General features: G+C 44.7%; 13 protein-coding genes and 1 riboswitch. Of the genes, 3 read left to right on the top strand and 10 right to left on the bottom strand.

Features of this window, described 5'->3' with window-relative positions:
• Window positions 1–452: 452 nt before the first annotated feature.
• Window positions 453–740, top strand: a complete 288-nt coding sequence (locus F6X55_RS10300; RefSeq protein WP_153463090.1) for a VanZ family protein — start codon at window positions 453–455, stop codon at window positions 738–740.
• 130 nt (window positions 741–870) lie between these two features.
• On the opposite strand, the gene F6X55_RS10295 is transcribed toward F6X55_RS10300, so the two are convergent.
• The 4 genes from F6X55_RS10295 to ssuE all read right to left on the bottom strand — a co-directional run bounded on the left by F6X55_RS10295 (window position 871) and on the right by ssuE (window position 4,669).
• Window positions 871–1,260 carry a hypothetical protein gene (locus tag F6X55_RS10295; protein WP_026571247.1) on the bottom strand — a complete coding sequence of 130 codons (390 nt, stop codon included), beginning with the start codon at window positions 1,258–1,260 and terminating at the stop codon, window positions 871–873.
• 25 nt (window positions 1,261–1,285) lie between these two features.
• Window positions 1,286–2,431 carry a trans-sulfuration enzyme family protein gene (locus F6X55_RS10290; RefSeq protein WP_153463088.1) on the bottom strand — a complete coding sequence of 382 codons (1,146 nt, stop codon included), beginning with the start codon at window positions 2,429–2,431 and terminating at the stop codon, window positions 1,286–1,288.
• Between the two features lie 286 nt (window positions 2,432–2,717).
• Entirely contained in the window at window positions 2,718–4,097 is a 1,380-nt protein-coding gene (locus F6X55_RS10285; protein WP_153463086.1) for an LLM class flavin-dependent oxidoreductase, read from the bottom strand.
• A 29-nt stretch (window positions 4,098–4,126) separates the two neighbouring features.
• Complete coding sequence (ssuE, locus tag F6X55_RS10280; RefSeq protein ID WP_026571244.1) at window positions 4,127–4,669, bottom strand: NADPH-dependent FMN reductase; 543 nt, start codon at window positions 4,667–4,669, stop codon at window positions 4,127–4,129.
• A gap of 124 nt (window positions 4,670–4,793) precedes the next feature.
• A riboswitch (SAM riboswitch) is annotated at window positions 4,794–4,901 on the bottom strand.
• Between the two features lie 168 nt (window positions 4,902–5,069).
• Between ssuE and F6X55_RS10275 the strand changes: the two genes are divergently transcribed.
• The gene (locus F6X55_RS10275) at window positions 5,070–6,305 is read left to right on the top strand and encodes a cation:proton antiporter (RefSeq protein ID WP_026571243.1); all 1,236 of its coding nucleotides are present in this window, start codon (window positions 5,070–5,072) and stop codon (window positions 6,303–6,305) included.
• Window positions 6,306–6,585: 280 nt separating this feature from the next.
• Here the strand turns inward: F6X55_RS10275 and F6X55_RS10270 are convergent, their stop codons facing one another.
• The 4 genes from F6X55_RS10270 to F6X55_RS10255 all read right to left on the bottom strand — a co-directional run bounded on the left by F6X55_RS10270 (window position 6,586) and on the right by F6X55_RS10255 (window position 9,807).
• A complete protein-coding gene (locus F6X55_RS10270) occupies window positions 6,586–7,002 on the bottom strand; it encodes a hypothetical protein (RefSeq protein WP_153463084.1) in 417 nt (138 codons plus the stop codon).
• Between the two features lie 303 nt (window positions 7,003–7,305).
• Window positions 7,306–8,262 (bottom strand): LCP family glycopolymer transferase, encoded by a 957-nt coding sequence (locus tag F6X55_RS10265; protein WP_237648639.1) that lies wholly within the window; start codon window positions 8,260–8,262, stop codon window positions 7,306–7,308.
• 276 nt (window positions 8,263–8,538) lie between these two features.
• A complete protein-coding gene (locus F6X55_RS10260) occupies window positions 8,539–8,895 on the bottom strand; it encodes a hypothetical protein (protein ID WP_035427145.1) in 357 nt (118 codons plus the stop codon).
• A gap of 81 nt (window positions 8,896–8,976) precedes the next feature.
• Window positions 8,977–9,807: a hypothetical protein gene (locus F6X55_RS10255; protein ID WP_051382203.1), complete on the bottom strand. Its 831-nt coding sequence runs from the start codon at window positions 9,805–9,807 to the stop codon at window positions 8,977–8,979.
• 137 nt (window positions 9,808–9,944) lie between these two features.
• On the opposite strand from F6X55_RS10255, the gene F6X55_RS10250 reads away from it, so the two are divergent.
• Window positions 9,945–11,168, top strand: a complete 1,224-nt coding sequence (locus tag F6X55_RS10250; protein WP_153463347.1) for a dicarboxylate/amino acid:cation symporter — start codon at window positions 9,945–9,947, stop codon at window positions 11,166–11,168.
• Window positions 11,169–11,232: 64 nt separating this feature from the next.
• Here F6X55_RS10250 and motB read toward each other — a convergent pair whose 3' ends face one another.
• Together motB and motA are read right to left on the bottom strand one after the other, a co-directional pair.
• A complete protein-coding gene (gene motB / locus F6X55_RS10245) occupies window positions 11,233–12,009 on the bottom strand; it encodes a flagellar motor protein MotB (RefSeq protein WP_026571238.1) in 777 nt (258 codons plus the stop codon).
• Window positions 12,006–12,788 (bottom strand): flagellar motor stator protein MotA, encoded by a 783-nt coding sequence (motA, locus tag F6X55_RS10240; RefSeq protein ID WP_026571237.1) that lies wholly within the window; start codon window positions 12,786–12,788, stop codon window positions 12,006–12,008. The genes motB and motA overlap by 4 nt, the downstream gene beginning before the upstream one ends.
• Between the last annotated feature and the right edge of the window lie 420 nt (window positions 12,789–13,208).

Genomic DNA, 13,208 nt, shown 5'->3' with positions numbered 1-13,208 from the left:
CTGTTTGAATCCCGCTTGTTCACTCTTTTAGTACCGGAAAAACCAATACGGAAGTGTGGAAGGAACGCTCACCATATTTTGCCGATAGATAAGGCGAAGATTCCAGCGGCAGAAAAGGCATAGGGGGGAGATGACCCTGGAGAGCGCTGACTCGAGGAAACTCTCCACCGCCCGCGGAAAATGCAGGTTATTTCTTAAAACCGGCACTGCACTACTGAAGAGAATAGGTAGTTACTAAAATACCCTAAAGAACACTACTCATGAAATAAACAGACGAAACGTTTTCCAAACAAGTCGCAAGGGAAATTAGTAAGGAGTCCCATTAAGAAAAGAGTGACGAACATGAAAAGGCTGTTGATTACCTTGCTTCCGATTCTTTACGCTGTGTTGATCTGGATTCAATCAAGCTACTCGCATGAAACCATTGTACGCTTTTTCAAGGAGGTTATGCCGTGGTGATAAACTTTCTATGGGAAGCTTTCCATTTTATAGAGTTCGCCATTCTTTACCTTCTCCTGGCAGCAGCGTTGATAGTCAACAAACGTCACAACACACTGACGGACCTTGCTGCCATGTCTGCAACCATTGTTTATGCTTTCGTGGATGAAATTCATCAATTTTATGTACCAGGACGTTCCTTTTCTCAGTTAGATCTAGTTAAAGATATGGCTGGGGTGGTCACAGCGTGGATTTTGCTGGAAAGTATCCAATCCAGCAGAGGACAAAAGAATGATCATTAACAACAAGCTTTTCTTGGCTGTGCCGACACGTTCCGCAGTGTGAGAAGCTTGATATATTTTTCCTGCCTGAACATGAAATCACAAAAAAAGCTGCCCCTTGGCATTAGCCGGATAGGACAGCTTTCATGAATTATTTTTTGCGGCGTAAGAGTTTTATACAGGCCAGGATGACTAAAGCAATCGCCACATAAGTGAGGAAAAACACGATGAATCCCCAAAGCCCTACAACCGCATCGGCAAATTCCATATCGCCGCCGGTTAGAGCCTGTTGAATTTCGATTGCAAAAACAAGCACCACCATCATGGTGAATGTGTAAATAAAAGAAAGAATGGTAATGCTCCACTTCATGCTGGCGATCAATTTAAAGAAAAAGTAGACGATGAAAAAGGCAAAGATACCGATAATGCCGATCACCCAAAAATGCAGTTGTTTATCCGTCATTGTCAATCCGAATAGTTCAATTAATACATCATGGATTCGGTTGACGATATCAGCCAGCAGTAAAATGACTTCCTTCATACTTTTTCCTCCTATTTTCTACCGTTCAACTACGTCGGGCCTGATTCAACGCCTGATTGAATCCTGCGATGATATCGTCTGCCGCTTCAATTCCTACAGATATCCGGATCAATCCTTCCGTTATTCCCAATTGTTTCTGTGTCTCTTCTGGAAGGGCTCGATGGGACGTAGCCAATGGATAGGATACAGAGGTTTCGACCCCAGCCAATGTAGGAACGATTTTTATCCAGCCGAGCGATTGGAAGAATGTTTCCACATCACAGGTAGCCGTAATATCCATCGTTACGATGGCTCCATTTCCAAACGGTGATACGTCCTTCGGGTAATATACTTTTTCCACTGCCTCATGCTTTTGCAATGCATCGGCTAGTTTTTGTGCATTGGTGACATGCCGTTCCATTCTTACACTCAACGTCTTCAACCCGCGGCAGGTGAGCCAGGCCTCGAAGGGACTTAAACTGCTGCCCAAATTCACGATTTTTTGATTGGCTTTTTCAATTAAATCTTCGTGACCGACAAGCACACCGGCTGTAATGTCACTGTGACCGCCGATGTATTTAGTCGCACTGTGGACAACCAAATCGGCGCCCTGCTCATAGGGACGGCACAGGTAAGGTGTGGCAAATGTATTATCGATCATCAAGACCAGCTGGGCGTCCTTGGCCAGGGCAACGAGCGCATCTATGTCCTCTCTGCGCAACAACGGATTGGAAACAGATTCCGAGTAAACCATCTTTGTATTGTTTCGGACATATTCGGCGATTTTGTCCCAATCGGAAAAGTCGATAAAAGACACTTCGATTCCTAAGTCCGGAAGTTCATTGGCAAGCAGTTGATATGTACCACCGTAAATATCAGCAGCCGCGATGACATGGTCCCCCTGCTTGGCAACGGCAAGAATTCCAGCCAATATCGCAGCTGTTCCCGAGGAAGCGGCTACTCCTCTCGGCGCTCCTTCCAGCTGAGCCACCGCAGCTCCTAGCTCATCGGTATTCGGATTCCCGACTCTCGTATATAAATAATCATTCTTCCCTTGGTAAAAATTCTCCAAATCTTCAAGGTCTTTGAATTTAAAAGCTGACGTCTGGTAAATCGGCGTCGTCTTGCTATTGATTTTTTTCTCCTGTATGCCAGATAGATGAACAGATTTCGTATCAAAATGTTTCCCCATGTGATCGCTCTCCTTTACCAGCTTTCCATAATTATACCTACTTTAACGCAAGACAGATTAAAAGCGCAAGCACTGTTTAAAAGAATACAACCCGGATTCTCCACGTCCTTGGCAACCTGCATTATCAATAACGCGCGGTCCTTCGCCAAACGTAAGCAAAGCTTCGAAATGGATGACACAGAGGTTTTGCTTAAGACCTCCAGGAGTAACGACCGGACACCTATGGAAATTCATCCTTTTTTAAAAATAGAATCGGAGAGGCTGGGTACACCTCTCCGATCCTTGGTTACACAGTTTGAGTTGCCCTGCTGTACTTTTTCCCGGGGTGGTTTTCAAGAAGACGCGGTCCTGCTCCAAAAAGGTTATCCCGCAAGCTTTCTCCTTCATAGCTGGAGCGAATCAGGCCTCGATCTTGTAAAATCGGAACAACCAAATCGACGAAATCCCGGAAAGTTCCCGGCGTAATCGCATATGCAATATTGAAGCCATCGATACCAGCCTCTCTGACCCATTCTTCCATCGTATCGGCTATTTGTTCGGGCGAGCCGACTGCATAGGCGCCAAGACCTCCGATCCCGATAAATTCTTTGATTTCTTCTACTGTCCATTGTTTGTTCGGATCAATCCTTGTAAAGTTTTCGACTGCTGATTGGATGGCATTGTTTTCAACATACCGCAAACTTTCATCAGGGCCATACTGCGAAAGGTCGATACCGGTCCATCCACCAAACAAGGCAAGTGCCCCTTCATGGCTGATATGTTTTTTATAATCGTTGTACTTTTCCTTCGCCTCCTGTTCTGTGCGCCCTACAATGGGAGTGAACATGGTCAAAATTTTCACATCCTCTGGATTCCGCCCAGCCAGTTCAGTCTCTTTTCGCAACTTTTTGACTGACTTCCTGGCAGCCTCTTTGGTTGGAGCTCCGATAAAGACACACTCTGCATTCCTGGCTGCAAAGGCCCTGCCTTTCTTGGAAGCTCCCGCCTGATAAATAACCGGTGTACGCTGTGGCGAAGGTTCACTCAAATGGGCGCCAGGCACTTTGAAATACTTTCCTTCATGCTGGATGTCATGGACCTTTTCCGGATCGGTATAGATGCCATTCTCTTTATCGAGACGGACTGCATCATCTTCCCAACTGCCTTCCCAAAGCTTATAGCAAACATCCACATACTCTTCTGCAATATCATACCGCTCATCATGACTTACCTGATCTTCCAAACCCATGTTGACTGCTGCGCTTTTCAAATAAGACGTAACGATATTCCAGCCCACCCTTCCATTTGTCAAATGATCGAGTGTCGACATTCTTCGGGCGAAGGTATAGGGATGTTCATGGCTGACAGAAGCGGTCACGCCAAAACCGAGATGCTTGGTGACGGCCGACATGAGCGGTACGACCAGCAACGGATCGTTCACAGGCGACTGGGCTCCCTGCCTTACTGCCGCATCCCGAGAATTTTCGTAAACATCATAGGTGCCTAGCACATCAGCCAAAAACACAGCATCGAAATTCCCTTTTTCCAATAGCTTTGCCAGCTCTATCCAATATTCACTGTCCTTATAACGGTGTGATTGGTCGTCCGGATGCGTCCATAATCCTGGCGATTGGTGTCCCGCACAATTCATATCAAAGGCATTCAAATATATCCGCTTATCCGTCATCGATTTTCTCCTCCTATTGTTTTATTGGTTCAAATTGGCTGTTTTTGCTTGTTGACCGTCTGGACAAAATAGTCCAATTGCTTTTCTAATCGCTGGTTTAAATCAGGATCGTGAATCGGCTGATTGATATCCTGTTTGTCTATGCATTCGTTCAACAAATAAACACCTTTCAAATTCTGTGCCTTCAATGTCGCCAATAGCGGCTTCAGACTATATTCCAATGCCAGCAAATGGGAGGGACTGCCGCCTGTCATCAGTGGCAAAACCGGAGTATCTTCCAACACATCCTGCGGCAATATGTCCAGAAATGCCTTTAGAACCCCTGAGTAAGCTGCTTTATAAACGGGAGACCCGACAATCGCGCCTTTCGCCTTCCGGATGAGCGCTGCCGCTTCCGTTACACTCTGGCTGTCATACCTTCCTTCAAACAAGTCGACCTGAGGGATCTCCTTTACGGATAAGTGTACGGTGGAAAACCCTTTTTGCCTCAAAGACTCCCCTAAATAGTTCAAAACCGCGTCGGTTCCTGATTGGGCCGAAGGACTTCCCGATAAAATAATGATTTCACTCAAAATAATCTCTCCCTTTCTGCCAAATGGGCTTGCGTTTCGACTCGGGGAAAGAGGGATTTTTTCATTAGAAAAAGCCCCCTTCTCCGCAACATGAGAAAAGAGGGCTGTCATCGTCCGATATCCGCTCTTATCTCCCAAGAATGATCTTGGCTGGAATTAGCACCTTTCTGACAATGGTCAGAGGTTGCTGAAGCGTCAATGGGCCAGTTCCCTCGGCTTCTCTGGATAAGAATTTTTAATTTGACACCTATCATAATACCAATGGCTTTCCATGTCAACCACTTTTTGCAATAATCAGAATAGTCCTGTCTGTTGTAAGTGCCCTGCACTTACTCCAGCCAGGTTTATCTGCCCAGTTTTTGAGAAACATATAGATATACTTAATCCAGGAGGAATCGTGATGCATGAATTTAACGAGACTTTTATCCAAATCCTTATCCTGCTTGCTATCTCGATCGCCGTGATCGGAATTGCCAAAAAGATCGGTCAGCCCTATACAATTGCACTCGTTTTGGTCGGTTTAATTCTTGGTATTATTAACGTACATGTACCGCTTATTGACGAAGCAGAGGCATATATCACTCAATCAGAAGTGTTCCAGGCAATCATCATATCTTTGTTTTTGCCGATTCTACTCGGAGATGCGACGTTAAAACTTCCCTTTCACCATTTATACCAGCACAAGCGGGCCGTACTTGGCATGGCATTCGCCGGTACGTTTCTTTCCTTTATCGTGATCGGCTTATCCACTCATTATGTTATCGGATTGCCGATAGCGGTCGCTTTCACATTCGCCGCTTTGATGAGTGCCACAGATCCGATAAGTGTTGTATCCATATTTAAGTCACTCGGTGTTTCGGAAAAGTTATCCACGGTCATGGAAGGGGAATCGCTGTTCAACGACGGGATTGCGGTCGTCTTGTTCAAAATTTCGTCGATCTATTTGCTTACTTATATCGAATTAGGCTGGGAGGGGCTTGGCAGCGGCATCCTGTTATTCCTGAAATTCAGTCTCGGCGGTGTGTTGGTCGGTGTCATCCTTGGTTTTGTGTTCTCCCAAATCATCCGCTTTTTTGATGATTATCCATTTGAAATTGCCCTGTCGGCCATCTTGTTTTTCGGAAGCTATTTTATCGCGGAACATTTGGAGGTCTCCGGGGTCATCGCAGTGGTTGCGGGTGGTTTTATGTTCGCCGACTATGGCGGGAAAATCGGTATGTCGGAAAAAACGCGGGTCACCATCAATACGTTCTGGGATGTCATCACCCTTGTGGCCAACTCGATCATCTTTTTGTTGATTGGTTTGGAGATCCGCAATATTGATTTCAATAACCAGTGGGACATCATCGCATATGCAATCATCCTTGTAATCCTGGGTAGAATCATCGCTTTGTATATCAGTACACTGCCTGTCAAAGATTTGAACCGGAAAGAACGTATCCTGCTGAACTGGGGCGGCTTGCGAGGCAGCTTGTCGATTGCACTTGCTCTCAGCTTGCCAACCGAATTCGCCGGCCGTGACACCGTCCTGTTACTGACCTTTTCGGTTGTCTTGTTTTCTTTGATCGTGCAAGGCCTGTCCATCAAACCATTGATCAAAAAGCTCGGTCTGTCGGGCGCCGATTCGAAAGAATAAAAAGTCCCGATGCAAAGGACATAGAAGCAGGCGGGAACAGCGCGGAATCAAGCTCCACTTGGTAAGGCGGCTTTCTTTGACAGTACGCTGAATCCATGCCCGCGGAGAGGGAATCACCTTTTACCTTGCACACGTGGTGTATTTTCACCATTCATGTGAGAATGTAAGAATGCTATTATTTGTCAAAGTCAATTCATATAAAAAACCGGACGAGTCCGAATGAACAGGATTTCGAATTAACGTCCGGTTTTTGGCTTGGCCATTATTGCGTCGTTCCACTTTATTTTGCTGTATTCACTTCAATCACTTTATTGACAAAAGAGGCGAAGGGTTCGTCCTCAAAAGAATAATCGTCTAACTCCTTACGGTAGATTTGAATGATAACCGTATCATATCCCTTTTCATGTTGTGTAAGTCCGAAATGAGAGGTGCGTAGATGGGACAAATACTCCCGGTGCGGCAATTTAATTGCATTGTTTATTTCCTCCATAGGGATAGAATTCTCCGGAACTTCCAAATCGATCCGCAATCGATTTTCCCCCGCATGGATTTTTCCGAAACGCTTGGAATGCCGCTTCCATGGCAGCTTTGTCGTTGTTTCAATACCATAGTTGTGTTTTTCCCGGTTGATCAATTTCACTTCACATTTCCCGCTGTTTTCCAGCAGGGTAATGAGTTCGTTGACTTTCTTGTACATCTGATCCATCCTTTCCATTCCGAGTCAGCATCTAGTTAAACTATTCCCCGTGACCAAATGTTTTACCCGTTGAATGTTTTACGATGGGATAAAGAACGCTGTCATCAGAAGCGAAAAGAGTCCATTCACAATAATTGCAATTTTTGTCTCCTTCCGGGCTGCTGGTGAACTCCTCACATTCCTCTAGGGGAAAGAGCCATAATGCAACATGGTGCTGGACTTAAAGAGAATAATACAGAACGGATTTCAAATAAACAAAACCCAGGAGGTTTTTCACTTAGCCCCCTGGGTTTTGCCCACTTATCAAGATTTCGCTTTCTTTATCATATCGTGCACCTTTTGAATCTCATCATCGGATACGACCAAATAATACACATCCTGACCGCTTGAATTCGTGATATAAGTGCCTTCGCCTTCCATTTGATAGCTGACAACATTTTTCCTGGTGTCCCGATAGTTCATCATCAGATTTTTCATGTCACTGAAATCCATATTGGTTTCCATGTTATTCCCGAGGACATCGATCATATCATCGATTTTGTTCACGGAAGCTACACTGGCGCCTTTATCGACAATTGCTTGGAATACTTGCCGTTGACGACCTGTTCTGGCAAAGTCGCTGTCAAAATGACGCATTCTGACAAAGCCCATTGTTTTGGCCCCATCTAGTTCGATTTTGCCTTCTTCGTAATGATAGCCTTTTTTATAATAGCCCTCGTCGATCCAGTCAGTCTTGTTATCTACCGTGATGCCGCCAACTGCATCTACCATTTCAGACAAACCTTCCATATTCATTTTCACATAATAATCAAGTTCGATATCCAGCAGGTTTTCCACTGTGTTGATCGACATGTCTGTTCCACCATAGGCATACGCATGATTGATTTTATCCTCGTACCCTTTCCCCACTATTTCCGTACGAGTATCACGGGGAATGCTAACCAGATTCATGCTATCGTCTTCTGGATCAAGCGATAAAACCATCAGGGCATCTGATCGGCCGGAATCTCCAGAACGTTCGTCTACACCCAGAAGGAGGACATTCAAAGGTTCGTTGTCTTTCACCTTTTTTTTGCCGACTGAAGTATCGATTGAGTCGACCGGCTTGTGCATTTGCTCCTCAACCGTTTGTTTAGCATTATGATATATAGAAAAAGCGTAGACACCCACGCCAATAACGACTACCGCAATGACAGCCAGTAGAATTTTCCACCAGCGTTTCGACTTTCCCGTTTTTTTAGCTCTTCTGCTTTCAGCCAAGTAAATACACCCCATCTATTATTATTAACGACTTCTTTTTCTTCAACCATTATACTATAACATTGTAAATTTTTGTCTACCCTTAGCGAAAAATTTTTTGTCGAAAACTTTTTCCAATATACAAGACGGTTTCAAAAAGGTAGTGTCACTCTGAATCAAGGAAATAGTAAACACGGGCCCGGTGAAGGCTGTTTTGCTCGTTTTTCTGTTTTCCTTGCGGGCTTGAAAAAGTAAAAAAGCCAGAGAAGCAGTTGCTTCTCTGGCTTTCATCTTATTTTACGATCCGTCCATTTGTGATTGCTGCCCATAACAATCACTTTCTTTCAGTATGTCCATCGCTTCCTGATAATCCGCTTCATCTACGTCGAAATGGAGTAGATGTGTCACTGTTTCCGGATTTCCGTCACCTGATTGATTCTGCTGATTTTTGTTGACCAATGGAGCGATCGGGGCAAAACCGCCATTGGTACCGGTACCTGTATTGGCAGGGAAAAACGGAACGAGAACTTTTGTATCCGTGTCTTCCGGCACTTCTTCGACTGACACGTTATTCACCTTTAGTGTTTGAAGCCGGGCGTGCACTGCTTCTGCATCGTTTTCATTTTTAAAATAAGCATCAATCTGCTTTGACATTCCTTTCACCCTTCCGAGCTTTGTTACCGTTAACATACCCGGTCTTGCACACTTTAAAACAGATCCGGGGCGAGAGGTGAGTCAAACCCGGATCCTTATATAAGCTCTGTCATCAAATGATTCATTGCCTTTTATCAGACCCTTTGAGGCTTTGTAAGTCCGAAAGCATAACGGATCTTCGTTTAGTAGTTTCCCAAGCACAGTTTCGGACTCGAACAGGTTGTTTTTTAAAAAAGGATACCCGTCCGAAGCGAGGATGACTTCGGCTTTACCGGAAGGGACATGCGTCACCTCTATCATACTCAAGTCAATCGGGAAACCATTTATCACTTCATAGCCATACTGATTTAGCGGGTCATTTTGCACATAGTACTGCTGCAGGATCAAAGGCTGGATGAATTCCCATCCAGTATCGCGAACAAGCAGGTCGTCTACTGTTTTCCCTTTCTTCAACTCTGCTTCCAAATAGAGAGAACGGGCATTGGCCGTGATGGTATCCAGATGTTTCTCATTTTTATAAAGCTCGCCTTCGATGATGGCCTGACAATCTCCGATTTGCCAAACCTCCCGGTGGTAATTGCTGTAAATAGCCATACAAGCAGAAGGTGCTAACCACTTCTTATGATCAATCTCCTCCAACAGACCTTGCTCCTGATAGAAATTCTGCATCGATTGATTGATTTGTTTGATCATTCCTTCCAAAGTCACTTTCCTATCCAATCGTCCCACAGTTTGTTTTACGATTTCTGCAGCAATTCTTCCTGGCGACTTTCCATTGATCATTCTGCCTGAAACATTGGTAGCACCGTCAATAACAGCTGCAAAGTCCTCATTTATGACAATCATATCTTCACAAAGTTCAGGATCAGGGCGCTTCCCTTGCAGAAACGATTCGATAATATGTATTCCCACAGTTCTTCCTCCTCATATTTATTCCAATATTTTCAACGATTGCCTGGTCCATTCCATGCTTTAGCTTTTATGTGGTTGTGTTTATAATATATAATTGGGTTTCTAACTTGAAAAGAGGAAGGAAGGTATTCGTGCGAATAAAGTTCAATCTCATTACACAAATTTTCATAGCGTTCATTCTCGCTATTATTCTAGGAATTATTTTCAAAGAATCCATCGCAGTCATCGCACCGCTTGGTGATTTGTTTTTACGGCTGATCAAATTCATCATCGCCCCGCTCATCTTATCGACCCTCGTCGTCGGCGTTGCCAGCAGCGGTGATCCGAAACAACTGGGCAGGATAGGATTGAAAACTGTTGTTTATTATTTGTTGACTACCGCAGTCGCAATCATCATCGGCCTGGCCGTGGCCTTCATGATGTCACCGGGAAAAGGGGTGGATGTTTCACTTTCGGAAAGTGCTCCCGCTAAGGAAGCACAAGAATCCCAAAGTGTTGTCGATACCTTCTTAAATATCATTCCGGAAAACCCATTCGAAGCGCTGGCAAGCGGCAATATCCTTCAAATTATCTTTTTTGCCTTGTTTATCGGATTGGCGATCACCTTCGTCGGGGAAAAAGCCCAGCCAGTTTATCGATTTTTCGATGGCTTTGCAGAGTTGATGTATAAAATCACTTCCATCGTCATGTATGTGGCACCGATTGGCATTTTGGGACTTGTGGCGCCTGTCATCGGAGAATACGGCTTGTCCGTGCTGCTTCCATTGCTGAAAGTGATCCTTGCAGCGGTAATTGCCTGTATCCTGCACGCTGCAATCGTCTATTCTTCGGCAGTCCGGTTATATGGGAAAATGAGCCCTATCACCTTCTTCAAAGGCATTTCACCGGCTGCTTTAGTCGCATTCAGCACAGCAAGTTCTGCAGGAACCTTGCCGATAACATTGAAAAACACTCAAGAAAACTTGGGTGTTCCCAAGAAAATCAGCAGTTTTGTCCTGCCCCTGGGTGCAACGATCAATATGGATGGAACCGCGATATATCAAGGAATTGCCGTTGTTTTCATTGCTCAATTTTATGGATTGGACCTGTCGTTTATTCAGTTGCTTACCGTCGTGGTTACCACGGTACTGGCATCCATCGGAACAGCCGGGGTGCCGGGAGCAGGCTTGATCATGCTCACCATGGTATTAAGCTCCGTCGATATGCCTTTGGAAGGAATCGCTTTGATAGCCGGGGTCGATCGAATCCTGGATATGTTCCGGACGACCTTGAATGTTGTCGGAGATGCTTCCGCAACCGTGGTCATCTCTGGATCCGAAAAAGAACTTCCGGGTCAGAAAAATTCGGAAGCGCCTAGATAATTTTCCTTCCTAATCAATTAAAAAATCCCTGCCGTTTCCGGCAGGGATTTTTTATGGATTCGTATCATTCGTAATTCGGCAAAATCATGACTTCTACACGTCGATTCTTTTCCCGGTTTTCAGGACTGTCATTCGGAGCGATTGGTTCATACTCTCCGTAACCTTTCGCGCTGAACGATCGTTCATCCAAATCTTCATTGTCCAATAGCAGTCGCATGAAGTTGACAGCACGCATGACGCTCAATTCCCAGTTCGATTTGAATTCACTACTGTGTATAGGCTGGTTGTCGGTATGTCCGCTGACTGTGATTTCATGCGGAGGGTTGGTGTACAAAAAGTTCGAGACTTCTTTCGCAATTTCCTTTCCATCCCCGCTCACTTCTGCACTTCCGGAGTCGAAAGAAACATCATTCAGGATAGAAATCAACAAGCCTTCATCTGTCAACTTTGTATCCAACACATCTGTCAATTTATTTTCGGATATATACCCGTTGATTTTTTGTTGGATTTTTGTAAGCTTCTCGATTTCCTCTCTTTTTTTCTCTTCATCCTCAGCATCTTCCTGTTGTTCTTCGTCTTGTTCTTCTTCTTTTTCCTCCTGCTCTTCACCAATCAAAGGTTCTTCCTCAGGGGAAATCGTTGTGCCGCCCTCCATGATGCCTTCACCGCTTGAAAACTCTCCTCGCATTACATTGGCCAGTTCTGCAAACTTTTGTTGATCGACTTTACTGATGGCAAACAATACAATAAACAGCGCCAGAAGAAGTGTCAGCAAGTCGGCATAGGGGACAAGCCAGGTTTCGTCAATGTGGTCCTCCTTATGCTTCTTTTTCTTTCTCACTGTTCTTCTCCCTCCTCAAATTCGGCATATTCTTTCGGGGAGAGGTAGGAGCTTAGTTTCCCTTTGATAACTTGGGAAGAGTCACCAGTGGTCAAGGATAAAATGCCCTCAATCATGACCCGCTTCGCATGCAATTCCTTTTTGGATTTTTCCTTCAGTTTGTTGGCAAATGGATGCCATAGTACATAACCGGAAAAAATACCAAACAATGTCGCGACAAACGCCGCAGCGATTGCATGTCCAAGAGCCTCGGTGTCTTCCATGTTTCCTAGAGCGGCAATCAGGCCGATAACGGCTCCCAATACCCCCAAGGTCGGAGCATAAGTTCCCGCCTGGGTAAAAATCGAGGCACCTTCCTGATGACGCTCTTCGATTGCGTCGATTTTTTCCAATAAAACGTCGCGAATGAATTCCGGTGTCTGTCCATCGACCGCCAATTCCAATCCAGATGCCAAAAATGGATCTTCAATTTCATCCAAATGGTTTTCCAAAGCGAGAATACCTTCTCTTCTGGTCAGGTTGGCCCATTCTGTGAACATCGGTATGATATCTTTTACATCCTCGGTTTTTTGCTCTGTAAAGATGATTTTAAATAGTGCCGGAACCTTTTTCAGTGTTTCCAACGGAAAGGCAATACAAACGGCAGCCATGGTACCAAGAAAAATGATCAAAAGGGCGGCAGGATTGAGCAAGTTTACAGGACTAACTCCTTTTAGCACCATCCCTACGCCAACTGCAATAATCGCTAAAAATATTCCTCCAAATGAAGTCTTGTCCATTATTCTCCCCCATATCGATTTCTTGTTGTTTTTCATAAACAACTCTCTGTTTTTGATGTCTCTATAAAAATAGCCAAAACAGCCATTATCCACTGAACCAATGAATGTCTCTGTTTCTGGCACAAAGGAACGCCGGTGAATTCCTCTTCTATGCACTGTCACTCGGCATCGTGCCATGTCGAATAAAGACGAATTTCTTCCTCTTTTTATTTATCGGATGGTAAATCGCAATTTTAAAGGAGAAAAGGAGGAGAAAAAGCAGGAGCTGCAAAAAAACATTTAAGAAAGCCCTTTTCCCATGCTTTTTTGCTGTTAACTGGCCCAGTTGATAGAAACTGCGACATAACTGTAATGGGAAGTTCCATTGCCTATTCAAAAAGTGTGTTACCCACCGCTTCGGTAGCATACTTCGCTTTCCGC

The sequence above is a fragment of the Sediminibacillus terrae genome (assembly GCF_009602435.1).
Lineage (GTDB): Bacteria > Bacillota > Bacilli > Bacillales > Amphibacillaceae > Sediminibacillus > Sediminibacillus terrae.
Note: the sequence above shows the minus strand (reverse complement) of the source record. Positions and strands in the feature narration are given on the sequence as shown.